At 62.4% G+C, this 21,880-nt stretch carries 17 protein-coding genes; all 17 read left to right on the top strand.

Annotation, left to right across the window (positions count from 1 at the left end; translation table 11 throughout):
- Positions 1 to 10: 10 nt before the first annotated feature.
- The 17 genes from uppS (at position 11) to eno (ending at position 21,875) form a co-directional block, all read left to right on the top strand.
- A complete protein-coding gene (gene uppS, locus ACZ9GA_RS03120; protein WP_457357158.1) occupies positions 11 to 766 on the top strand; it encodes a polyprenyl diphosphate synthase in 756 nt (251 codons plus the stop codon).
- Positions 766 to 1,581, top strand: a complete 816-nt coding sequence (locus ACZ9GA_RS03125; RefSeq protein ID WP_457357156.1) for a phosphatidate cytidylyltransferase — start codon at positions 766 to 768, stop codon at positions 1,579 to 1,581. Before uppS ends, ACZ9GA_RS03125 begins: the two co-directional genes overlap by 1 nt.
- Positions 1,578 to 2,768 carry a 1-deoxy-D-xylulose-5-phosphate reductoisomerase gene (ispC, locus tag ACZ9GA_RS03130; protein ID WP_457357154.1) on the top strand — a complete coding sequence of 397 codons (1,191 nt, stop codon included), beginning with the start codon at positions 1,578 to 1,580 and terminating at the stop codon, positions 2,766 to 2,768. The genes ACZ9GA_RS03125 and ispC overlap by 4 nt, the downstream gene beginning before the upstream one ends.
- A 59-nt stretch (positions 2,769 to 2,827) precedes the next feature.
- A complete protein-coding gene (rseP, locus tag ACZ9GA_RS03135) occupies positions 2,828 to 4,180 on the top strand; it encodes a sigma E protease regulator RseP (RefSeq protein ID WP_457357152.1) in 1,353 nt (450 codons plus the stop codon).
- A 73-nt stretch (positions 4,181 to 4,253) separates the two neighbouring features.
- The gene (gene bamA / locus ACZ9GA_RS03140) at positions 4,254 to 6,608 is read left to right on the top strand and encodes an outer membrane protein assembly factor BamA (protein ID WP_457357151.1); all 2,355 of its coding nucleotides are present in this window, start codon (positions 4,254 to 4,256) and stop codon (positions 6,606 to 6,608) included.
- 39 nt (positions 6,609 to 6,647) lie between these two features.
- Positions 6,648 to 7,157, top strand: coding sequence for an OmpH family outer membrane protein (locus ACZ9GA_RS03145; RefSeq protein WP_455924319.1), 510 nt, complete (start codon positions 6,648 to 6,650; stop codon positions 7,155 to 7,157).
- A 2-nt stretch (positions 7,158 to 7,159) separates the two neighbouring features.
- Complete coding sequence (lpxD, locus tag ACZ9GA_RS03150; protein WP_457357149.1) at positions 7,160 to 8,215, top strand: UDP-3-O-(3-hydroxymyristoyl)glucosamine N-acyltransferase; 1,056 nt, start codon at positions 7,160 to 7,162, stop codon at positions 8,213 to 8,215.
- Between the two features lie 112 nt (positions 8,216 to 8,327).
- Entirely contained in the window at positions 8,328 to 8,768 is a 441-nt protein-coding gene (fabZ, locus tag ACZ9GA_RS03155; RefSeq protein ID WP_027978817.1) for a 3-hydroxyacyl-ACP dehydratase FabZ, read from the top strand.
- Positions 8,765 to 9,541: an acyl-ACP--UDP-N-acetylglucosamine O-acyltransferase gene (lpxA, locus tag ACZ9GA_RS03160; protein WP_457357147.1), complete on the top strand. Its 777-nt coding sequence runs from the start codon at positions 8,765 to 8,767 to the stop codon at positions 9,539 to 9,541. The genes fabZ and lpxA overlap by 4 nt, the downstream gene beginning before the upstream one ends.
- Before the next feature lie 5 nt (positions 9,542 to 9,546).
- Positions 9,547 to 10,680 carry a lipid-A-disaccharide synthase gene (gene lpxB, locus ACZ9GA_RS03165; RefSeq protein ID WP_457363589.1) on the top strand — a complete coding sequence of 378 codons (1,134 nt, stop codon included), beginning with the start codon at positions 9,547 to 9,549 and terminating at the stop codon, positions 10,678 to 10,680.
- 8 nt (positions 10,681 to 10,688) lie between these two features.
- Positions 10,689 to 11,318: a ribonuclease HII gene (rnhB, locus tag ACZ9GA_RS03170; RefSeq protein WP_457363588.1), complete on the top strand. Its 630-nt coding sequence runs from the start codon at positions 10,689 to 10,691 to the stop codon at positions 11,316 to 11,318.
- Positions 11,319 to 11,763: 445 nt separating this feature from the next.
- Positions 11,764 to 15,285 (top strand): DNA polymerase III subunit alpha, encoded by a 3,522-nt coding sequence (gene dnaE, locus ACZ9GA_RS03175; protein WP_457357145.1) that lies wholly within the window; start codon positions 11,764 to 11,766, stop codon positions 15,283 to 15,285.
- Positions 15,286 to 15,413: 128 nt separating this feature from the next.
- On the top strand, positions 15,414 to 16,361 hold the full coding sequence (locus tag ACZ9GA_RS03180; protein ID WP_027978812.1) for an acetyl-CoA carboxylase carboxyltransferase subunit alpha: 948 nt from the start codon (positions 15,414 to 15,416) through the stop codon (positions 16,359 to 16,361).
- 110 nt (positions 16,362 to 16,471) lie between these two features.
- Positions 16,472 to 17,767, top strand: a complete 1,296-nt coding sequence (gene tilS / locus ACZ9GA_RS03185) for a tRNA lysidine(34) synthetase TilS (RefSeq protein WP_457357142.1) — start codon at positions 16,472 to 16,474, stop codon at positions 17,765 to 17,767.
- Positions 17,768 to 17,936: 169 nt separating this feature from the next.
- Positions 17,937 to 19,568: a CTP synthase gene (locus ACZ9GA_RS03190; protein ID WP_027978810.1), complete on the top strand. Its 1,632-nt coding sequence runs from the start codon at positions 17,937 to 17,939 to the stop codon at positions 19,566 to 19,568.
- Between the two features lie 18 nt (positions 19,569 to 19,586).
- Positions 19,587 to 20,432 (top strand): 3-deoxy-8-phosphooctulonate synthase, encoded by an 846-nt coding sequence (gene kdsA, locus ACZ9GA_RS03195; RefSeq protein ID WP_455924325.1) that lies wholly within the window; start codon positions 19,587 to 19,589, stop codon positions 20,430 to 20,432.
- Between the two features lie 153 nt (positions 20,433 to 20,585).
- Entirely contained in the window at positions 20,586 to 21,875 is a 1,290-nt protein-coding gene (gene eno / locus ACZ9GA_RS03200) for a phosphopyruvate hydratase (RefSeq protein ID WP_027978808.1), read from the top strand.
- The last annotated feature ends 5 nt before the right edge of the window (positions 21,876 to 21,880 follow it).

Here is a 21,880-nt window from a genome sequence, read left to right on the forward strand (position 1 = left end):
GCGCGTTTCCATGGAAAAGACCAAGCTGACTGTGCCGTCCTCGGTACCGCGACACGTTGCGATCATCATGGATGGGAATAATCGCTGGGCGAAGAAACGCCTGCTGCCCGGGATTGCCGGGCACAAGGCGGGCGTGGACGCTGTCCGTGCGGTGATTGAGGTGTGTGCAGAGGCCAAGGTCGAGGTCCTGACGCTCTTTGCCTTCTCCAGCGAGAATTGGCAACGTCCGGCCGAAGAGGTCGGGGCCCTGATGGAACTGTTCTTCTCGGCCTTGCGCCGGGAAGCGCGGCGCCTGAACGAAAACCGCATCAGCCTGCGCATCATCGGTGATCGTTCGCGCTTTCACCCTGAATTGCAGGCTGCCATGCGTGAAGCCGAGGCATTGACCGCCGGCAACGACCGTTTTGTGCTGCAGATCGCCGCCAACTATGGTGGCCAGTGGGACATCGCCCAGGCCGCCCAGCGGCTGGCGCGCGAGGTCCAGGCCGGGCACCTGCGCCCGGACGATATTACCCCGGGGTTGTTGCAGACCTGCCTGTCCACCGGCGACCTGCCGTTGCCCGACCTGTGCATCCGTACCGGTGGCGAGCGACGCATCAGCAACTTCCTGCTGTGGCAGCTGGCGTATGCCGAGCTGTATTTCTCCGACCTGTTCTGGCCGGACTTCAAACACGACGCCATGCGCACCGCGCTGGCCGATTTCGCTTCGCGCCAGCGCCGCTTCGGTAAGACAAGCGAGCAGGTCGAAGCCGGAGCCCGTGCTTAATGCTTAAACAACGCATCATTACAGCGCTGATCCTGCTACCGATCGCCCTGTGCGGTTTCTTCCTGCTCGAAGGGGGCGGCTTTGCCCTGTTCATCGGCCTGGTGGTAACCCTGGGTGCCTGGGAATGGGCGCGTCTGGCCGGTTTCGAGGCTCAGCCTGCTCGCGTGGGCTTTGCCGCCGTGGTGGCGGTTGCCCTATTCTTCCTTTACCTGACCCCTGCGCTGGCGCCTTTTGTGCTGGCTGCGGCGCTGATCTGGTGGGCGATAGCCACTTTCCTGGTGTTGACCTTCCCCCGTACCAGCGAGCAGTGGGCCAGTGTGGCCTGCAAGCTGCTGATCGGCCTGCTGATTCTGCTGCCGGCCTGGCAAGGCCTGGTGCTGATCAAGGCCCAGGGTCAGGGCAACTGGCTGATCCTGGCGGTGATGGTGCTGGTGTGGGCCGCCGATATCGGCGCCTACTTCTCTGGCAAGGCCTTCGGCAAGGCCAAACTGGCCCCGCAGGTCAGCCCTGGCAAAAGCTGGGCGGGCTTTTACGGTGGCATGGCTGTCAGCCTGGTGATCACCCTGGTGGTGGGCCAGGTTCGCCACTGGGGCATCGGTGAAACCCTGTTGTGCCTGATCGGCGCGGCCATCGTGGTGGCGCTGTCGGTAGTCGGCGACCTGACCGAGAGCATGTTCAAGCGCCGCGCCGGCATCAAGGACAGCAGCAACCTGCTGCCTGGGCATGGCGGTATTCTGGACCGCATCGACAGCCTGACTGCGGCTATCCCGGTGTTCGCCGTGTTGCTGTGGGCTGCCAATTGGAGTGCTCTGTGAGTACGCCGCAGATGATTACCGTGCTGGGGGCTACCGGGTCCATTGGCCTGAGTACCCTGGACGTGGTGGCACGCCACCCTGATCGTTACCAGGTATTTGCCCTGAGCGGCTTCAGCCGTCTGGATGAACTGCTGGCCCTGTGCGTCAAGCACCGTCCGCAGTGTGCCGTGGTGCCGGACGAGACGGGCGCGCGTCGCCTGGAGGCCGGGTTGCGTGCCGCAGGGCTGAGCACCCAGGTGTTGATCGGTGAAGAAGGTTTGTGCCAGGTGGCGGCCGATCCGTGCGTGGACGCGGTGATGGCGGCCATCGTCGGCGCCGCGGGCCTGCGCCCAACGCTGGCGGCAGTGGAAGCCGGCAAGAAGGTGCTGCTGGCCAACAAGGAAGCGCTGGTGATGTCCGGCGACCTGTTCATGCAAGCGGTGCGCCGCAGTGGCGCCGTGCTGCTGCCGATCGACAGCGAACACAACGCCATCTTCCAGTGCCTGCCGGGCGATTTCGCTCGTGGCCTGGGCCATGTCGGCGTGCGCCGCATCCTGTTGACCGCCAGCGGCGGCCCGTTCCGCGAGACGCCCTTGGCTGAATTGGAGCATGTCACCCCCGAACAGGCCTGCGCGCACCCCAACTGGTCCATGGGCCGCAAGATTTCCGTCGATTCGGCCAGCATGATGAACAAGGGCCTGGAGCTGATCGAGGCCTGCTGGCTGTTCGATGCCCGCCCTGAGCAGGTCGAGGTGGTGGTGCACCGCCAAAGTGTGATTCACTCCATGGTCGACTACGTGGACGGCTCGGTGCTGGCCCAGATGGGCAACCCCGACATGCGTACGCCCATCGCCCATGCCCTGGCATGGCCTGAGCGTATCGATTCGGGCGTGGCGCCGCTGGACCTGTTCGCCGTGGGGCGCCTGGACTTCGAAGCCCCGGATGAGCAGCGCTTCCCTTGCCTGCGCCTGGCGCGGCAGGCGGCGCAGGCCGGCCATAGCGCGCCGACCACGCTCAACGCCGCCAACGAGGTGGCTGTGGCGGCATTTCTCGAGCGGCGCATCCGTTATCCCGAGATCGCGCGTATGATCGAGGACGTAATGGGCCAGGAACCGGTGGTGGCGCTGGATGCGCTGGACGCGGTGTTTGCCGCCGACGCGCGGGCCCGCGGGCTGGCCGGTCAATGGTTGGATCGCCACGGGCGCTGAAGAGCGCGGTGTGCATGCGCACCGCCTGATCGGCGCCGCGACGCAATTCGGAGAGAGTTATGAGTGCGCTCTACATGATTGTCGGCACCCTGGTGGCATTGGGGGTGCTGGTTACCTTTCACGAATTCGGCCATTTCTGGGTCGCGCGGCGCTGTGGCGTCAAGGTTTTGCGGTTTTCGGTGGGCTTCGGCATGCCGCTGGTGCGCTGGCATGACCGTCAGGGCACCGAATACGTGGTGGCGGCCATTCCGCTGGGCGGCTACGTCAAGATGCTCGACGAGCGCGAGGGCGAAGTGCCGGCCGAGCAGCTGGACCAGGCCTTCAACCGCAAAAAGGTCGGTCAGCGTATCGCTATCGTCGCTGCCGGCCCCATCGCCAACTTCCTGCTGGCGATCTTTTTCTTCTGGGTGCTGGCGATGCTGGGCAGCCAGCAGGTCAAGCCGGTCATCGGCGCGGTCGAGCCGGGCAGTATTGCCGCGGTTGCCGGCCTGAGCCCGGGCAGCGAAATTGTTTCCATTGATGGCGAAGCCACGGGCGGCTGGTCCCAGGTCAACCTGCAACTGGTGCGCCGTCTGGGCGAGACCGGTTCGCTGCATATCAACGTGCTGCCTCAGGGCTCCACGGCCGAAGAGCCCCATACCCTGGCGCTGGATCACTGGTTGCAAGGTACCGACGAGCCGGATCCGATCCGCTCGCTGGGCATTCGCCCATGGCGCCCGGCCCTGGAACCGGTGCTGGCCGAGCTGGACCCCAAGGGCCCGGCGCAGGCCGCTGGTCTGAAAACCGGTGACCGCCTGTTGTCCCTGGACGGCAAGGCGCTGACGGATTGGCAGCAGGTAGTGGACCTGGTGCGCCAGCGTCCGGATGCCAAGGTGATACTGCGGGTGCAGCGTGATGAACAACAGCTGGACGTGCCGGTTACCCTGGCCAGCCGTGGCGACGACAAGCCCGCCGCAGGCTACCTGGGTGCGGGTGTGAAGGCCGTGCAATGGCCGCCGGAGATGACCCGCGAGGTCAGTTACGGCCCGCTTGCCGCGATCGGCGAGGGTGCCCGTCGCACCTGGACCATGAGCGTGCTGACCCTTGATTCGCTGAAGAAAATGTTGTTCGGCGAGCTCTCGGTAAAAAACTTGAGTGGACCGATAACCATTGCTAAAGTGGCGGGCGCTTCAGCCCAGTCGGGCGTGGGGGATTTCCTGAATTTCCTCGCCTATCTGAGCATTAGCCTGGGGGTTCTGAATTTGCTGCCCATCCCTGTGTTGGATGGGGGGCACTTGCTGTTCTACCTGATCGAATGGGTGCGTGGTCGCCCAGTATCGGATCGGGTGCAGGGTTGGGGGGTCCAGATCGGTATCAGTTTGGTAGTCGGGGTGATGTTGCTTGCCCTGATCAACGATTTGGGTCGACTGTAATACATCGCTCAATTGTGAGCCCGCTGCCTTGTCAGCGGCTCGCTTATTGCCAGTTGGAATAAGAAAGGACTTCATGAAACGTCTGCTGCTTACTGCGGCTCTTGCCGCATTGATGGTCACCGAAGTTCACGCCGAGTCCTTCAAGATCTCTGATATTCGTGTCAACGGCCTGCAGCGGGTATCCGCTGGCAGCGTGTTTGGCGCCTTGCCCATGAACGTGGGCGACGAAGCGGATGATCGACGCCTGGTGGAATCCACTCGAGCCCTGTTCAAGACCGGTTTCTTTCAAGATATCCAGCTGGGCCGCGACGGCAACGTCCTGGTCATCAGTGTAGTCGAACGTCCGTCGGTCTCCAGTATCGAGATCGAGGGCAACAAGGCCATCTCCACTGAAGACCTGATGAAGGGCCTGAAACAGTCGGGCCTCGCCGAAGGCGAAATCTTCCAGCGTGCTACCCTTGAAGGCGTGCGCAATGAACTGCAACGCCAGTACGTCGCCCAGGGCCGCTACACGGCCACCGTCGACGCCGAGGTGGTGCCGCAGCCGCGCAACCGCGTCAGCCTGAAGATCAAGATCAACGAAGGCACCGTCGCTGCCATCCAGCACATCAACGTGGTGGGCAACACGGTGTTCTCCGAAGAGGAACTGACCGATCAGTTCCAGCTCAAGACCACCAACTGGCTGTCGTTCTTCAAGAACGATGACAAGTACGCCCGTGAAAAACTCTCCGGCGACCTTGAGCGTCTGCGTTCCTACTACCTGGACCGCGGCTACATCAACATGGACATTGCTTCTACCCAGGTGTCGATCACCCCGGACAAGAAGAGTGTCTACATCACCGTCAACATCAACGAAGGCCAGAAGTACAACGTCCGTGACGTGAAGCTGTCCGGCGACCTGAAAGTGCCTGAAGACCAGGTCAAGTCGCTGCTGCTGGTGGAAAAGGGCCAGGTGTTCTCGCGCAAGCTGATGACCACCACCAGCGAGCTGATCACCCGCCGACTGGGTAACGACGGCTACACCTTCGCCAACGTCAACGGTGTGCCTACCCCGCATGATGATGACCACACCGTGGACATCACCTTCGTGGTCGACCCGGGCAAGCGTGCCTACGTGAACCGCATCAACTACCGCGGCAACACCAAGACCGACGACAAGGTACTGCGCCGCGAAATGCGCCAGATGGAAGGTGGCTGGGCGTCGACTTACCTGATCGACCAGTCCAAGACCCGTCTGGAGCGTCTGGGCTACTTCAAGGAAGTCAACGTCGAGACCCCGGCCGTACCGGGTGTGGACGACCAGGTTGACGTGAACTACTCGGTAGAGGAACAAGCCTCCGGTTCCATCACCGCCAGCGTCGGTTTCGCCCAGAGCGCCGGCCTGATCCTGGGTGGTTCGATCAGCCAGAGCAACTTCCTGGGTACCGGTAACAAGGTATCCATCGGCCTGACCAAGTCCGAATACCAGACCCGCTACAACTTCAGCTACGTCGACCCGTACTTCACGCCGGACGGTGTCAGCCTGGGTTACAACGCCTTCTACCGTAAAACCGACTACAGCGACCTCGACGTCGATATCGCCAGCTACTCGGTGGACAGCTACGGTGCCGGTGTGACCTTCGGTTACCCGATCAGCGAAACGTCGCGCATGACCTACGGCCTGACGCTGCAACACGACAAAATCAGCACCGGTACCTATACCGTTGAAGAAATCTTCGATTTCATCGAAAAAGAAGGCAACAGTTTCAACAACCTGAAGGCATCGGTTGGCTGGTCTGACTCGACGCTCAACAAAGGCACGTTGCCGACTCGTGGTCACTCGCAGAGCCTGACGTTTGAAACCACTACGCCTGGCAGTGACCTGTCGTTCTACAAGATCGACTATCGCGGCCAACTGTTCGCGCCGCTTTCCGACACCTACACCCTGCGTCTGCACTCGGAACTTGGTTACGGTGACGGCTATGGCTCTACCTCTGGTCTGCCGTTCTATGAGAACTACTATGCCGGTGGCTTCAACTCCGTGCGTGGTTTCAAGGACAGCACCCTGGGGCCTCGCAGCACACCGAGCAAGCTTGACCCAGTACGTGGCACCGAGGCAGACCCGGACCAAGACCCTGAAGCCTTTGGTGGTAACGTCCTGATCACCGGCGGCGCCGAGATCCTGTTCCCAATGCCGTTCGTGAAAGACCAGCGTTCCCTGCGTACGTCGCTGTTCCTGGACATGGGTAGCACCTTCGATACCAACTGCTCGAAGACATCGCAAGCCTGTTCCAGCGTCGACTTCTCGCAGATGGCCGCCTCCGTCGGTCTGGGCGTAACCTGGGTCACTGCACTGGGTCCTCTGAGCTTCAGCCTGGCCACGCCGATCAAGAAGCCAGATTTCTCCGAAACCCAGATCTTCCAATTCTCCCTGGGCCAGACCTTCTAAGGTCTGCCCTAACGACAACAGTTTCCGTAGGAGTGCATCGTGCGTAAGTTGACACAAATGGTTCTTCTGGCAGCCACCCTGGCCGCTACCGCTACCCCCGCGTTTGCCGACATGAAAATTGCCGTGCTGAACTACCAGATGGCCCTGCTGGAATCCGACGCCGCCAAGCAATACGCCGTGGACGCCGAGAAAAAATTCGGCCCGCAGCTGACCAAGCTCAAGGCTTTGGAAAGCAGCGCCAAGGGTATCCAGGACCGCCTGGTCAACGGTGGCGACAAGCTGCCACAGCCAGACCGCGAGAAGCTGGAACTGGACTTCAAGCAAAAAGCCCGTGACTACCAGTTCCAATCCAAGGAGCTGAACGAAGCCAAGGCCAATGCTGACCGTGACATGCTCAAGACCCTGAAGCCAAAGCTGGACGGCGCAGTGGAAGAAGTGATCAAGAACGGCGGCTTTGACCTGGTGCTCGAGCGCGGCGCAGTGATCGATGTCAAACCTCAGTACGACATCACTCGCCAAGTCATCGAGCGCATGAACAAAGCGCGCTGATCATGACTGTTACCCTGAAGCTCGGCCAATTGGCCGAGTTCCTCGGTGCTACCCTGCGGGGCAGCGAGGAAACCGAAATTACCGGGCTGGCCACTTTGCAAGAGGCCGGCCCCGGTCAGTTGAGCTTCCTGGCAAACCCCCAGTATCGCAAGTTCCTGCCCGACTGCACGGCCGCTGCCGTGTTGCTCAAGGCGGCGGATGCCGAAGGTTACGAAGGTGCAGCGCTGATCGTTGCCGATCCGTACCTGGCCTACGCGCGCGTCTCGCACCTGTTCGATCCCAAGCCCAAGGCGGCAGCCGGCATTCATGCCAGCGCCGTGGTGGCCGACGACGCCGTGGTTGACCCCAGCGCCAGCATCGGTCCGTTTGCAGTGATCGAAAGCGGTGCGCGCATCGGTGCCAATACCACCATCGGCGCCCACTGCTTTATCGGCGCGCGTTGCGTGATTGGCGAAGGCGGCTGGTTGGCCCCGCGCGTTACCCTGTACCACGACGTGCGCATCGGCGACCGTGTGGTGGTGCAATCGGGTGCGGTGCTGGGTGGCGAAGGCTTCGGCTTTGCCAACCAGAAGGGCGTGTGGAACAAGATTGCCCAGATCGGCGGCGTCAGCATTGGCGATGATGTCGAAATCGGCGTCAACACGGCGGTCGACCGGGGTGCGCTGGCCGATACGATCATTGGTAACGGCGTCAAGCTCGACAACCAGATCCAGATCGCGCACAACGTGCAGATCGGCGACAATACCGCCATGGCCGCGTGTGTCGGGATTTCCGGCAGCACCAAAATCGGCAAGAACTGCATGCTGGCAGGCGGTGTAGGCCTGGTGGGCCACATCGACATCTGTGACGGCGTGTTCATCACCGGCATGACCATGGTGACCCATTCGATTACCGAGCCTGGGGCCTATTCCTCCGGCACGGCGATGCAGCCTGCGGGTGAATGGCGCAAGAGCGCCGCACGCCTGCGACAGATAGATGACATGTTCCGTCGTCTTAAACAGGTAGAAAAGCGTGTCGAAGCCGTGACCCCGGGCGACAAAGCATCATCTGATGGCTGATACCATTTCCATATCAAGTGTGCACAGCCGCTAAACTGCCTCCTTGATTTGCAATAGGAGTGCTGCGCGTCAGTCGCGCGCTCCCTATCTTTTATACAGGCTTCCCCCCGAAATGATGGACATCAACGAGATTCGCGAATACCTGCCTCACCGTTACCCGTTCCTGCTGGTGGACCGTGTAGTGGAGCTGGACGTCGAGGCACAGCGCATTCGCGCCTACAAGAATGTCAGCATCAACGAGCCATTCTTCAACGGCCACTTCCCGCAGCACCCGATCATGCCGGGCGTGCTGATCATTGAGGCAATGGCCCAGGCAGCTGGTATTCTTGGTTTCAAGATGCTGGACGTGAAGCCGGCTGACGGTACCCTGTACTACTTCGTGGGTTCGGACAAGCTGCGTTTCCGTCAGCCAGTGCTGCCGGGCGACCAGCTGATCCTGGAAGCCAAGTTCCTGAGCTGCAAGCGCCAGATCTGGAAATTCGAGTGCCAGGCCTCGGTTGACGGCAAGCCAGTGTGCTCGGCTGAAATCATTTGTGCGGAACGCAAGCTATGAGTTTGATTGACCCTCGCGCCATCATCGATCCGTCGGCCATCCTGGCAGACGGCGTCGAGGTCGGCCCTTGGTCGATCATCGGCGCTGGTGTTGAAATCGGCGAGGGGACCGTCATTGGCCCCCACGTGATTCTCAAAGGGCCGACCAAAATCGGGAAGCACAACCGCATCTACCAGTTTTCCTCGGTAGGCGAAGACACCCCCGACCTCAAGTACAAGGGCGAAGAAACTCGCCTGGTAATCGGTGATCACAACGTCATCCGCGAAGGCGTGACCATTCATCGCGGCACCATTCAGGACCGCGCTGAAACCACCCTGGGTGACCATAACCTGATCATGGCCTATGCCCACATCGGCCACGACAGCGTCATCGGCAACCACTGCATCCTGGTCAACAACACCGCCCTGGCGGGCCACGTGCACGTTGATGACTGGGCGATCCTGTCCGGGTTCACCCTGGTGCACCAGTTCTGCCATATCGGCGCCCACAGCTTCTCGGGCATGGGTACCGCCATCGGCAAGGACGTACCGGCCTATGTCACCGTGTTCGGCAACCCGGCCGAGGCGCGCAGCATGAACTTCGAAGGCATGCGCCGTCGTGGCTTCAGCGATGAGGTCATTCATGCCCTGCGCCGTGCCTACAAGACGGTCTACCGTCAGGGGCTGACCGTCGACCAGGCCATCGCCGAGCTGGCCGAGCCGGCTGCCCTGCACCCTGAAGTGGACGTGTTCCTGCGTTCCATCCAGACCTCGACCCGCGGCATCACCCGCTGATGCCGTTGCCAGGCACACTGCGGGTCGCGCTGGTAGCAGGCGAGGCCAGCGGCGACATCCTTGGCGCCGGCCTGATGCAGGCCCTCAAGGCGCGCCATCCCGACATCGAGTTCATCGGCGTGGGTGGCCCCTTGATGGAGGCCCAGGGCCTGGTGTCGGATTTCCCCATGGAGCGCCTGGCCGTCATGGGCCTGGTGGAAGTGCTGGGGCGTCTGCGCGAGCTGCTGGGCCGGCGCAAGCTGCTGATCCAGACCCTGATCGAGCGCAAACCGGATGTGTTCATCGGCATCGATGCGCCTGACTTCACCCTGAACATCGAACTCAAGCTGCGTCAGGCCGGGATCAAGACCGTGCACTACGTCAGCCCGTCCGTGTGGGCGTGGCGGCAGAAGCGCGTGCTGAAGATTCGCGAAGGCTGCAACCTGATGCTCACGCTGTTCCCCTTCGAAGCCAAGTTCTACGAAGAGAAGGGCGTGCCAGTGCGCTTCGTCGGCCACTCGCTGGCCGATACCATCCCGTTGCACGCCGACCGCGCCCAGGCGCGCGCCGAACTGGGCCTGCCGCTGGATGGCCAGGTGGTGGCGCTGATGCCGGGCAGCCGCGGTGGTGAAGTAGGGCGCCTGGGTGAGCTGTTCCTTGACGCCGCCCAGCAGTTGCTGGCCGTGCGGCCGGGTATCCGCTTCGTGCTGCCGTGCGCCAACGCCGCCCGCCGGGCGCAGATCGAAGCCATGCTGGTGGGGCGCGAACTGCCGCTGACGCTGCTGGACGGCCAGTCCCATCGCGCCCTGGCGGCCTGCGACGCGGTGCTGATCGCCTCCGGCACCGCCACCTTGGAAGCGCTGCTGTACAAGCGCCCGATGGTCGTCGCCTATCGCCTGGCGGCGCTGAGCTACTGGATTCTCAAGCGTATGGTGAAAAGCCCATACGTGTCGCTGCCCAACCTGCTGGCCCAGCGCATGCTGGTGCCTGAGTTGCTGCAGGACGCTGCCACCCCCGAGGCCCTGGTGCAAACGCTGCTACCCTTGCTGGACAACGGCCAGGAACAGACCCAGGGCTTTGACGACATTCACCGCACCCTGCGCCGCGATGCCTCCAACCAGGCTGCGGAAGGTGTGCTGGCACTGCTGGCGAAACAATGACCACACAAATGCAAATGGGCCTGGACTACACTCTGGTCGAAGACCTGGTCGCAGGCGTCGACGAAGTGGGCCGCGGCCCGCTGTGCGGCGCGGTGGTGACGGCCGCGGTGATCCTGGACCCCAATCGGCCTATCCTGGGGCTCAACGACTCCAAGAAGCTGACCGAAGCCAAGCGCGAAAAGCTGTTCGACGAAATCTGTGAAAAGGCTCTGAGCTGGCATATCGCCCGCGCGGAGGTCGAAGAGATCGACGAGCTGAACATCCTGCATGCCACCATGCTGGCGATGCAGCGCGCGGTGGAAGGCCTGCACGTCACGCCGAAACTGGCACTGATCGACGGCAACCGCTGCCCCAAACTGGCGGTGCCCAGTGCACCGGTGGTGCAGGGGGATGCCAAGGTGCCGGCGATCGCCGCTGCCTCCATCCTCGCAAAAGTCAGCCGTGACCGAGAGATGGCGGCATTCGAGCTGATCTACCCCGGCTACGGCATCGGCGGTCACAAGGGTTACCCAACACCTGTCCATCTGGAAGCCTTGGCACGTCTCGGCCCTACGCCGATTCACCGGCGTTCGTTTGCACCCGTTCGTCAGGCGTATGAAGCGCGGGCGATGCTGGATACAGACCTCGCAGAGAGCTGACATCGGCCCACAAAATCTCCCCAGCCATACAAACAAGGCGGTCAGCGGAGATGCCACTGGAATGGCGCGCTGAAAACAAACTGTGGGAGGGGGCTCTGCCCCCGAAGCGCCGCGCGGGCGGCGCGCGGTCTCCAGAACGCAGCAGATCCCCAGCGCACCCCTCCCAGCCTCCCCGCGATCAACGTAGCCGCTGCCGTCAGGCTGCGCTGCCGCCAGGCGCCAGTCGTTGTCTCTGCTGCGTTCTCTAGACCGTGCGCCGCCCGCGCGGCGCTTCGGGGGCAGAGCCCCCTCCCACAGTTTGTTTTCAGCGTGCCATTCCAGTGGTGTCTCCACCGTCCGCCTTGTTTGTATGGCATTGGGTTTGCGTTGCCCTGGTTACATGCTCAAGTAACCACCATTACGGTACAATCCCGCTTTTGTTGTTTTGTGCACCTATAGGATCAACATGTCGGTTTCTTTCGTTCACCTTCGCCTGCACACCGAATATTCCCTGGTCGATGGCCTGGTGCGCATCAAGCCGCTGGTCAAGGCCCTGACCGGGCTGAACATGCCTGCCGTGGCGGTCACCGATCAGAACAACATGTGCTCGCTGGTCAAGTTCTACAAGACGGCCATGGGCGGCGGCATCAAGCCGATCTGCGGCGCCGACCTGTGGCTGTCGAACAAGGATCCCGACGGCCAGTTGAGCCGTATCAGCCTGCTGGCCATGAACGCCCAGGGTTATCGCAACATCACCGAACTGATCTCCCGCGGTTTCATCGATGGCCAACGCAATGGCCAAGTGATCATCGAGCGCGAGTGGGTGGCCGAAGCCAGCGAGGGCGTTATCTGCCTGTCCGCGGCCAAGGAAGGTGAAATCGGCATGGCCCTGCTGGGCGGCAACCCGCAGGACGCCGAAGTGCTGCTGCAGGAGTGGATGGCGGTGTTCCCCGACCGCTTCTACGTGGAAATCCAGCGCACCAACCGCACCAACGACGAAGAATACCTGCACGCCGCCGTGGCCCTGGCCGACAAGTTCGGCGCGCCGCTGGTGGCCACCAACGACGTGCGCTTCATCCGCCAGGAAGACTTCGAGGCCCACGAAACGCGCGTGTGCATCGGCGAAGGCCGTGCCCTGGACGACCCGCGCCGCAACAAGAATTACAGCGACCAGCAGTACCTGAAAAGCGCCGAGGAAATGCACGCGCTGTTCAGCGACCTGCCCGAGGCGCTGGAAAACACCGTCGAAATTGCCAAACGTTGCAACATCGACGTCAAGTTGGGCAAGCACTTCCTGCCCGACTACCCGATCCCCGATGGCATGACCATCGACGAGTACTTCCGCAAGGTGTCGTTCGACGGCCTGGAAGAGCGCTTGGCCGTGCTGCTGCCGCGCGACACCACCGAGGACTACGAGGCCAAGCGCCAGGTCTACGTGGACCGGCTGAATTTCGAGCTGGATATCATCATCCAGATGGGCTTCCCCGGTTACTTCCTGATCGTGATGGACTTCATCCAGTGGGCCAAGAGCAACGGCGTGCCGGTGGGCCCGGGCCGGGGTTCGGGTGCCGGCTCGCTGGTGGCCTATGTGCAGAAGATCACCGACCTCGACCCGCTGGAATACGACCTGCTGTTCGAACGTTTCCTCAACCCGGAACGGGTATCCATGCCCGACTTCGACGTCGACTTCTGCATGGACGGCCGCGACCGGGTGATCGACTACGTGGCGGAGAAATACGGCCGCAACGCCGTGAGCCAGATCATCACCTTCGGTTCCATGGCCGCCAAGGCGGTAGTGCGTGACGTGGCGCGGGTGCAGGGCAAGTCCTACGGCCTGGCCGATCGCCTGTCGAAGATGATCCCGTTCGAAGTGGGCATGACCCTGGAGAAGGCCTACGAGCAGGAAGAGATCCTGCGCGATTTCATCAAGGTGGATGAAGAGGCGGCCGAGATCTGGGAAATGGCCCGCAAGCTCGAGGGCGTGGTGCGTAACGTGGGCAAGCACGCCGGTGGCGTGGTAATCGCCCCCACCAAGCTCACCGACTTCTCGCCGATCTATTGCGATGAAGAGGGCAGCGGCCTGGTCACCCAGTTCGACAAGGATGACGTGGAGGCGGCGGGCCTGGTGAAGTTCGACTTCCTCGGCCTGCGTACCCTGACCATCATCGACTGGGCGCTGAAGACCATCAACCGCGACCGCGCCAAGGTCAATGAAGAGCCGCTGGACATCGCCTTCATCCCGCTGGATGACAAGCCGACCTACACCTTGCTGCAGAAGGCCGAAACCACGGCGGTGTTCCAGCTTGAGTCGCGCGGCATGAAAGAGCTGATCAAAAAGCTCAAGCCCGACTGCCTGGAAGACTTGATCGCACTGGTGGCCCTGTTCCGTCCGGGCCCGCTGCAATCGGGCATGGTGGACGACTTCATCAACCGCAAGCACGGCCGTGCCGAGCTGGCTTACCCGCACTCGGACTACCAGTACGAAGGCCTCAAGCCGGTACTGGCGCCTACCTACGGCATCATCCTGTATCAGGAACAGGTGATGCAGATTGCCCAGGTCATGGCTGGTTACACCCTGGGTGGTGCGGACATGCTGCGTCGCGCCATGGGTAAAAAGAAACCCGAAGAGATGGCCAAGCAGCGTGGCGGCTTCATTGAAGGTTGCGCCACCAACAACATCGACCCGGACCTGGCGGGTAACATTTTCGACCTGGTGGAGAAGTTCGCCGGTTACGGCTTCAACAAATCCCACTCCGCTGCCTACGGCCTGGTGTCGTACCAGACGGCCTGGCTGAAAGCCCACTACCCGGCGCCGTTCATGGCCGCGGTACTGTCGGCGGACATGCACAACACCGACAAGGTCGTGACCTTGATCGAGGAAGTGCGCACCATGAAGTTGCGCCTCGACGCGCCGGACGTGAACGCCTCGGAGTTCAAGTTCACGGTGAACGACGAAGGCCGCATCATCTACGGCCTGGGCGCCATCAAGGGCGTAGGCGAAGGCCCGGTGGAGGCCATTACCGAGGCGCGTCAGTCTGGCCCGTTCAAGGACCTGTTCGACTTCTGCGAGCGCGTCGACCTCAAGCGCGTCAACAAGCGTACCCTCGACGGCCTGATCCGCAGCGGCGCGCTGGACATCCTCGGCCCGTTCTACCATGACGAGCCCAAGGCCTACCTGGCCAACATCGACCGCAACCGCGCGGTGCTGCTGGCGGCCATGGAGGAGGCGATCAAGGCGGCCGAACAGACCGCGCGCACCCACGACAGCGGCCACAGCGACCTGTTTGGCGGCCTTTTCGTGGAAGAGGACGCCGACGTCTACGCCAGCCACCGCAAGGCCAAGGAGCTGACCCTCAAGGAGCGCCTGCGCGGCGAGAAGGAGACCCTGGGCCTGTACCTCACCGGTCACCCGATCGACGAATACGAAGGCGAGATCCGCCGCTTCGCCCGTCAGCGCATCATCGACCTGAAGCCGGCGCGCGGTGCGCAGACGGTGGCGGGCATGGTCATCAACCTGCGGGTGATGAAAAACAAGAAGGGCGACAAGATGGGCTTCATCACCCTCGACGACCGCTCTGCACGTATCGAGGCGTCGCTGTTCGCCGATGCCTTCATGGCCGCCCAGTCGCTGTTGCAGACCGACGCCATGGTGGTGGTGGAAGGCGAGGTCAGCAACGATGATTTTTCCGGTGGCCTGCGCCTGCGGGTCAACCGCGTGATGACCATGGAAGACGCGCGCACCAACCTGGCCGAAAGCCTGCGCCTGAAGGTGCATGCCGATGCCCTGAAGGGCGACCGGCTGGCCTGGCTCGGTGATCTGGTCAAGCGCCATCGCGGCGCATGCCCCATCACCATGGAGTACACCGGCCCCGATGCCAAGGCGTTGCTGCAGTTCGGCGACGACCACTGCATCGACCCGGGTGACGGTTTGATTCAAGCGCTGCGTGACCAGTTCGGGCGTGAGAACGTCTTCCTGCAATATCGTTGAGCCTGTCAAAGGTGACTAGACTCGACCCAGATCGTTAAACTCGACCTCAATGCGCCCTTTCCCGTATGGTAGGGCGCTTAACGGATCAACCGGCCGGCCGCTTGGCCGTCGACCCAAGACGGATGCCTATGAACCCGAATTTTCTTGATTTCGAACAGCCGATCGCTGACCTGCAAGCCAAGATCGAAGAGCTGCGCCTGGTAGGCAACGACAATTCGCTGAACATCAGCGATGAAATCTCGCGCCTGCAAGACAAGAGCAGCACCCTGACCGAAAGCATTTTCGGCAACCTGACCAGCTGGCAGATTGCACGCATGGCGCGTCACCCGCGCCGTCCGTACACCCTGGACTACATCCAGCACATCTTCACCGAGTTCGATGAGCTGCACGGCGACCGTCACTTCTCCGACGACGCCGCGATCGTGGGTGGTATTGCCCGTCTGGACGACCAGCCAGTGATGGTCATCGGTCACCAGAAAGGCCGTGAAGTGCGCGAGAAGGTTCGCCGCAACTTCGGCATGCCGCGCCCTGAGGGCTACCGCAAGGCGTGCCGCCTGATGGAAATGGCCGAGCGCTTCAAGATGCCGATCCTGACCTTCATCGACACCCCGGGTGCTTACCCGGGCATCGACGCCGAAGAGCGCAACCAGAGCGAGGCCATCGCCTGGAACCTGCGTGTCATGGCGCGCCTGAAAACCCCGATCATCGCCACCGTGATCGGTGAGGGTGGTTCGGGCGGCGCACTGGCCATTGGCGTGTGCGACCAGCTGAACATGCTGCAATACTCCACCTACGCGGTGATCTCGCCTGAAGGTTGCGCTTCCATCCTGTGGAAGACCGCCGACAAGGCCCCGGACGCCGCCGAAGCCATGGGCATCACGGCCGAGCGCCTGAAAGGCCTGGGTATCGTCGACAAGGTGATCCAGGAGCCGCTGGGCGGCGCCCACCGCGACCCGGCTGCTGCCTCGGCACTGATCCGCAAGGAACTGAGCTCGCAGCTGGCCATGCTCAAGGGCCTGGACATGGACGCGCTGCTCAAGCGCCGCTATGACCGCCTGATGAGCTACGGTCTGTAAACACGCTCCGTAGCCGCTGCCGCCAGGCTGCGCTGGCCCTCTGCCTCGCTTGAGATGTTCAGTGAACTCAGGGGCCAGCGCAGCCTGGCGGCAGCGGCTACGAGGTTTTTATGCATCAATTGCTTGAGCTTCTTGCACCCTGGCGCAACTCTCCGCGCTGGCACGTCGCCCTCTCCGGCGGCCTCGACTCCACTGTCCTGCTGCACCAACTGGCCATCCTGGCCCGCACTCAATCGCTTCCCCCCTTGCACGCCACCCACGTCCATCACGGCCTTCAAGCCGCGGCTGACGCCTGGCCGCAACATTGCCAGCGCCTGTGCGACGCGTTGGGCGTGCCGCTGACCGTGGTGCGTGTGCAGGTCGCCCCTGGCGCCAGCCTGGAAGCTGCCGCGCGTGATGCACGCTACGCAGCGTTCGAGCAGGCGCTGGGCGCGGGCGAAGTCCTGCTCACCGGCCAGCATCGCGACGACCAGGCCGAGACCCTGCTGTTCCGCCTGTTGCGCGGCACTGGCGTGCGCGGCCTGACAGGCATGGCGGCGCAGCGTCCGCTGGGGCAGGGCATGCTGTTGCGGCCTTTGCTGCAAACAGGCCGTGACGCGCTGGAAACCTACGCAAAGGCCAATGGCCTTGAGTGGGTGGAAGACCCGTCCAATGCCGACACCCGCTTCTCGCGCAACTACCTGCGCAACGACGTGCTGCCGGTCATCGCCCGGCGCTGGCCGCGCTTTGCCCAGACCTTCGCTCGCACCGCCAGCCATCTGGCCGAGGCGCAGGCGCTGCTGACGGAAGTGGCCGAGCAGGATCTGTTGTCGGCGCAGTCAGCCTCGCCGTTCCCCTGGCTGAACCTGCCATCGCTGGAGTTGGCGCCCTTGCTGTTGCTGTCCGATGGCCGCCAGCGCAACGCCCTGCAACACTGGCTGTCGTCCCTCACGCAATTGCCCGACACCCAGCACTGGGCCGGCTGGTACACCCTGCGCGATGCGACGCCATCGGCCACCCCGGTATGGGCGCTGGCCGACGGTCAGTTGCTGCGCAGCGGCCCGCGGCTGTGGTGGTTGCCCGACGACTGGTCGACGCCGTCCGAGGGGGTGATGGAGTGGCCTCAACCGTGTGAAGCACTGTCGTTGCCCGGCAATGGCCAGGTCCAGTTGTGCGGCCTGACGCCGCAGGGCAGGGTGCAGATTCGCTACCGCCAGGGCGGCGAAGTGCTTAAGGTAGAGGGCCGCGGCCACCGCGATCTCAAGCGCCTGCTCAACGAATCGGGCCTGCCGGCGTTCGTGCGCGGGCGCTTGCCGTTGTTGTTCGTGGATGGCCAATTGCAGGCTGTGGCCAACCTGCCATTGGGCGGCGAGCCAACGGTTATTTTGCAATGGCTGCCACCGACGAACGCACAACGTTTGAGATGAAAGGCTGTTTCCGGTAGACTACGCTCCCTTCTTGATACAACTTCTGTGCTTGCTCAGCAAACACGGCAGTTGCCGATTGCCAAACCGTTTTTGGCCATCGGGGGCTTCGGCCTTCCTTCGCTTTCCCCGGCGGCTCTGACCGCTTTAACGCAGACTTCTAGGGTTTTTCATGACGCGCTACATCTTCGTCACGGGCGGTGTTGTTTCTTCATTGGGGAAAGGCATTGCTTCGGCATCTTTGGCGGCCATCCTGGAGGCGCGGGGACTTAAGGTCACCATGCTGAAGCTGGACCCGTACATCAACGTCGACCCGGGCACCATGAGCCCGTTCCAGCACGGTGAAGTGTTCGTCACCCACGACGGCGCCGAGACCGACCTGGACCTGGGCCACTACGAGCGGTTCATCCGCACGACCATGACCCAGAACAACAACTTCACCACCGGCCGCGTGTACGAGCACGTGCTGCGCAAGGAGCGCCGTGGTGACTACCTGGGCGCCACCATTCAGGTGATCCCGCACATCACCGACGAAATCAAGCGCCGCATCATCAAGGGCGCCGGCGATGCCGACGTGGCCATGGTCGAGATCGGCGGTACCGTGGGCGACATCGAGTCGCAACCGTTCCTGGAAGCCATCCGCCAACTGCGCGTGGAAATCGGCTCCAAGCGCGCGATGCTGATGCACCTGACCCTGGTCCCGTACATCGCCACCGCTGGCGAAACCAAGACCAAGCCTACCCAGCACTCGGTCAAGGAGCTGCGCTCCATCGGCCTGCAGCCTGACGTGCTGGTATGCCGTTCCGACCACCACGTCGACGTCTCGTCGCGCCGCAAGATCGCGTTGTTCACCAACGTCGAAGAGCGCGCGGTCATCTCGCTGGAAGACGCCGACACCATCTACAAGATCCCGGGCATGCTGCACGCCCAGGGCCTGGACGATTTCGTCGTCGAGCGCTTCGGCCTGCAGTGCGGCAGCGCCGACCTGTCCGAGTGGGACAAGGTCGTCGACGCCAAGCTCAACCCCGAGCACGAAGTGACCATCGCCATGGTCGGCAAGTACATGGAGCTGCTGGACGCGTACAAGTCGCTGATCGAGGCCATGAGCCACGCCGGTATCAGCAACCGTACCAAGGTCAACCTGCGCTACATCGACTCCGAAGACATCGAGAACCAGGGCACCAGCCTGCTGGAAGGCGCTGACGCCATCCTGGTACCCGGCGGCTTCGGTCTGCGTGGCGTGGAAGGCAAGATCACCGCGGTGCAATACGCTCGCGAGAACAAGGTGCCTTACCTGGGTATCTGCCTGGGCATGCAAGTGGCGGTCATCGAGTTCGCTCGTAACGTGATGGGCTGGAAAGACGCCAACTCCACCGAGTTCGATCGCAACAGCGGCCACCCGGTCGTGGGCCTGATCACCGAGTGGGAAGATGCCACCGGCGCGGTCGAGACCCGTACCGAAGCCTCCGACCTGGGCGGCACCATGCGCCTGGGCGCACAGGACTGCCAGCTGATCGCCGGTTCCAAGGTGTACGACTGCTACGCCAAGGACGTGATCGTGGAGCGTCACCGCCACCGTTACGAGGTCAACAACAACCTGCTGCCACAGCTGATCGAAGCTGGCCTGGTGGTGTCCGGCCGCTCCGGCGACGGCGCCCTGGTTGAAGTGGTGGAAGCCAAGGACCATCCATGGTTCGTGGCCTGCCAGTTCCACCCAGAGTTCACCTCGACCCCGCGTGACGGCCACCCGCTGTTCAGTGGCTTCGTCAAGGCGGCCCTGGCTCAACACCAGAAAAAAGCCTGATCAAGGAAGCGATACAGCATGGCGCAGAAAATCATCCGTGTAGGCAACATTGAGATCGCCAACGACAAGCCGTTCGTCTTGTTCGGTGGCATGAATGTGCTCGAGTCGCGCGACATGGCGATGCAGGTCTGCGAAAAATACGTGGAGGTTACCCAGAAGCTGGGTATCCCCTACGTGTTCAAGGCCAGCTTCGACAAGGCCAACCGTTCTTCCGTGACCTCTTACCGTGGCCCTGGCCTGGAAGAGGGCATGCGCATCTTCGAAGAAGTGAAGAAGACCTTTGGCGTGCCGCTGATCACCGACGTCCACGAGCCGGCCCAGGCCGCCGTGGTCGCCGAGGTTTGCGACATCATCCAGCTGCCGGCCTTCCTGTCGCGTCAGACCGACCTGGTGGTGGCCATGGCCAAGACCGGCGCGGTCATCAACATCAAGAAGGCGCAATTCCTCGCGCCCCAGGAAATGAAGCACATCCTGACCAAGTGCGAGGAAGCCGGTAACGATCAGCTGATCCTGTGCGAGCGCGGTTCCAGCTTCGGTTACAACAACCTGGTGGTGGACATGCTCGGCTTCGGCATCATGAAGTCGTTCGAGTACCCGGTGTTCTTCGACGTCACCCACGCCCTGCAAATGCCGGGCGGGCGGTCGGATTCAGCTGGCGGCCGCCGTGCCCAGGTTACCGACCTGGCCAAGGCGGGCATGTCCCAGGGCCTGGCTGGCCTGTTCCTGGAAGCCCACCCGGACCCGGACAACGCCAAGTGTGATGGCCCTTGCGCCCTGCGCCTGGACAAGCTGGAGCCGTTCCTGGCACAGCTCAAGCAGTTGGACGATCTGGTTAAAAGTTTTCCGACGGTAGAAACCGCGTAACAACTTTTTTCCGGTAAAGTACCTCTCGATTCACTCTGGCCCGCTCGGGCCAGAGCCTTGTCGACCGAAGGCCTGCCTGCCGTATTGAGCCTTCGGCCACAACAGATTTCCCTCAGCAGTGTCGTTTTGGTCAAATTTGGAGTGCTTATAACAATGGCAAAAATCGTCGACATCAAAGGTCGTGAAGTTCTCGACTCCCGTGGCAATCCCACTGTGGAAGCCGACGTGCTTCTCGACAACGGCATCATCGGCAGCGCCTGCGCGCCGTCCGGTGCTTCCACCGGTTCGCGTGAAGCGCTCGAACTGCGTGATGGCGACAAGAGCCGTTACATGGGCAAGGGCGTGCTGAAAGCCGTGGCCAACATCAACGGCCCGATCCGCTCGCTGCTGCTGGGCAAGGATCCTGCGGACCAGAAAGCCCTGGACCACGCCATGATCGAACTCGACGGCACTGAAAACAAAGCCACGCTGGGTGCCAACGCCATCCTCGCCGTGTCCCTGGCTGCTGCCAAGGCCGCTGCCCAGGACCAGGACATCCCGCTGTACGCACACATCGCCAACCTCAACGGCACCCCGGGCGTGTACTCCATGCCGGTTCCGATGATGAACATCATCAACGGTGGCGAGCATGCCGACAACAACGTCGACATCCAGGAATTCATGGTGCAGCCAGTGGGCGCCAAGACCTTCTCCGAAGGCCTGCGCATGGGCACCGAGATTTTCCATCACCTCAAAGCCGTGCTCAAGGCCCGTGGCCTGAACACTGCGGTGGGTGACGAAGGTGGTTTCGCGCCTAACCTGACCTCCAACGAAGACGCCCTGTCGGCCATCTCCGAAGCCGTGGCCAACGCCGGTTACAAGCTGGGCACCGACGTGACCCTGGCCCTGGACTGCGCGGCCAGCGAATTCTACGAAGACGGCGTGTACAACCTGGCGGGCGAAGGTCACACCTTCAACGCCGAAGGTTTCGCCGACTACCTGAAAGGCCTGACCGAGCGTTTCCCGATCATCTCGATCGAAGACGGCCTGGACGAGTCCGACTGGGCTGGCTGGAAAGTGCTGACCGAGAAGCTGGGTGACAAGGTGCAACTGGTCGGCGACGACCTGTTCGTGACCAACACCAAGATCCTCAAGGAAGGCATCGACAAGAACATCGGTAACTCGATCCTGATCAAGTTCAACCAGATCGGCACCCTGACCGAAACGCTGGAAGCCATCCAGATGGCCAAGGCTGCCGGTTACACTGCGGTCATTTCGCACCGTTCGGGCGAAACCGAAGACTCCACCATTGCCGACCTGGCCGTGGGTACCGCTGCTGGCCAGATCAAGACCGGTTCGCTGTGCCGCTCCGACCGCGTGTCCAAGTACAACCAATTGCTGCGTATTGAAGAACAATTGGGCGCCAAGGCAGTCTATCGTGGCCGTGCCGAGTTTCGCGGCTAAGCTTT

This window comes from Pseudomonas sp. TE3644 (genome assembly GCF_056278815.1).

What these genes read in the sequence shown, in the direction of transcription:
- ACZ9GA_RS03190 (WP_027978810.1), top strand. Translation starts at nt 17,937, where the DNA reads ATGACGCGCTACATCTTCGTCACGGGCGGTGTTGTTTCTTCATTGGGG.
- dnaE (WP_457357145.1), top strand. Translation starts at nt 11,764, where the DNA reads ATGTCGGTTTCTTTCGTTCACCTTCGCCTGCACACCGAATATTCCCTG.
- rnhB (WP_457363588.1), top strand. Translation starts at nt 10,689, where the DNA reads ATGCAAATGGGCCTGGACTACACTCTGGTCGAAGACCTGGTCGCAGGC.
- ACZ9GA_RS03125 (WP_457357156.1), top strand. Translation starts at nt 766, where the DNA reads ATGCTTAAACAACGCATCATTACAGCGCTGATCCTGCTACCGATCGCC.
- lpxA (WP_457357147.1), top strand. Translation starts at nt 8,765, where the DNA reads ATGAGTTTGATTGACCCTCGCGCCATCATCGATCCGTCGGCCATCCTG.
- uppS (WP_457357158.1), top strand. Translation starts at nt 11, where the DNA reads ATGGAAAAGACCAAGCTGACTGTGCCGTCCTCGGTACCGCGACACGTT.
- kdsA (WP_455924325.1), top strand. Translation starts at nt 19,587, where the DNA reads ATGGCGCAGAAAATCATCCGTGTAGGCAACATTGAGATCGCCAACGAC.
- rseP (WP_457357152.1), top strand. Translation starts at nt 2,828, where the DNA reads ATGAGTGCGCTCTACATGATTGTCGGCACCCTGGTGGCATTGGGGGTG.
- tilS (WP_457357142.1), top strand. Translation starts at nt 16,472, where the DNA reads ATGCATCAATTGCTTGAGCTTCTTGCACCCTGGCGCAACTCTCCGCGC.
- fabZ (WP_027978817.1), top strand. Translation starts at nt 8,328, where the DNA reads ATGATGGACATCAACGAGATTCGCGAATACCTGCCTCACCGTTACCCG.
- bamA (WP_457357151.1), top strand. Translation starts at nt 4,254, where the DNA reads ATGAAACGTCTGCTGCTTACTGCGGCTCTTGCCGCATTGATGGTCACC.
- eno (WP_027978808.1), top strand. Translation starts at nt 20,586, where the DNA reads ATGGCAAAAATCGTCGACATCAAAGGTCGTGAAGTTCTCGACTCCCGT.
- lpxD (WP_457357149.1), top strand. Translation starts at nt 7,160, where the DNA reads ATGACTGTTACCCTGAAGCTCGGCCAATTGGCCGAGTTCCTCGGTGCT.
- ACZ9GA_RS03180 (WP_027978812.1), top strand. Translation starts at nt 15,414, where the DNA reads ATGAACCCGAATTTTCTTGATTTCGAACAGCCGATCGCTGACCTGCAA.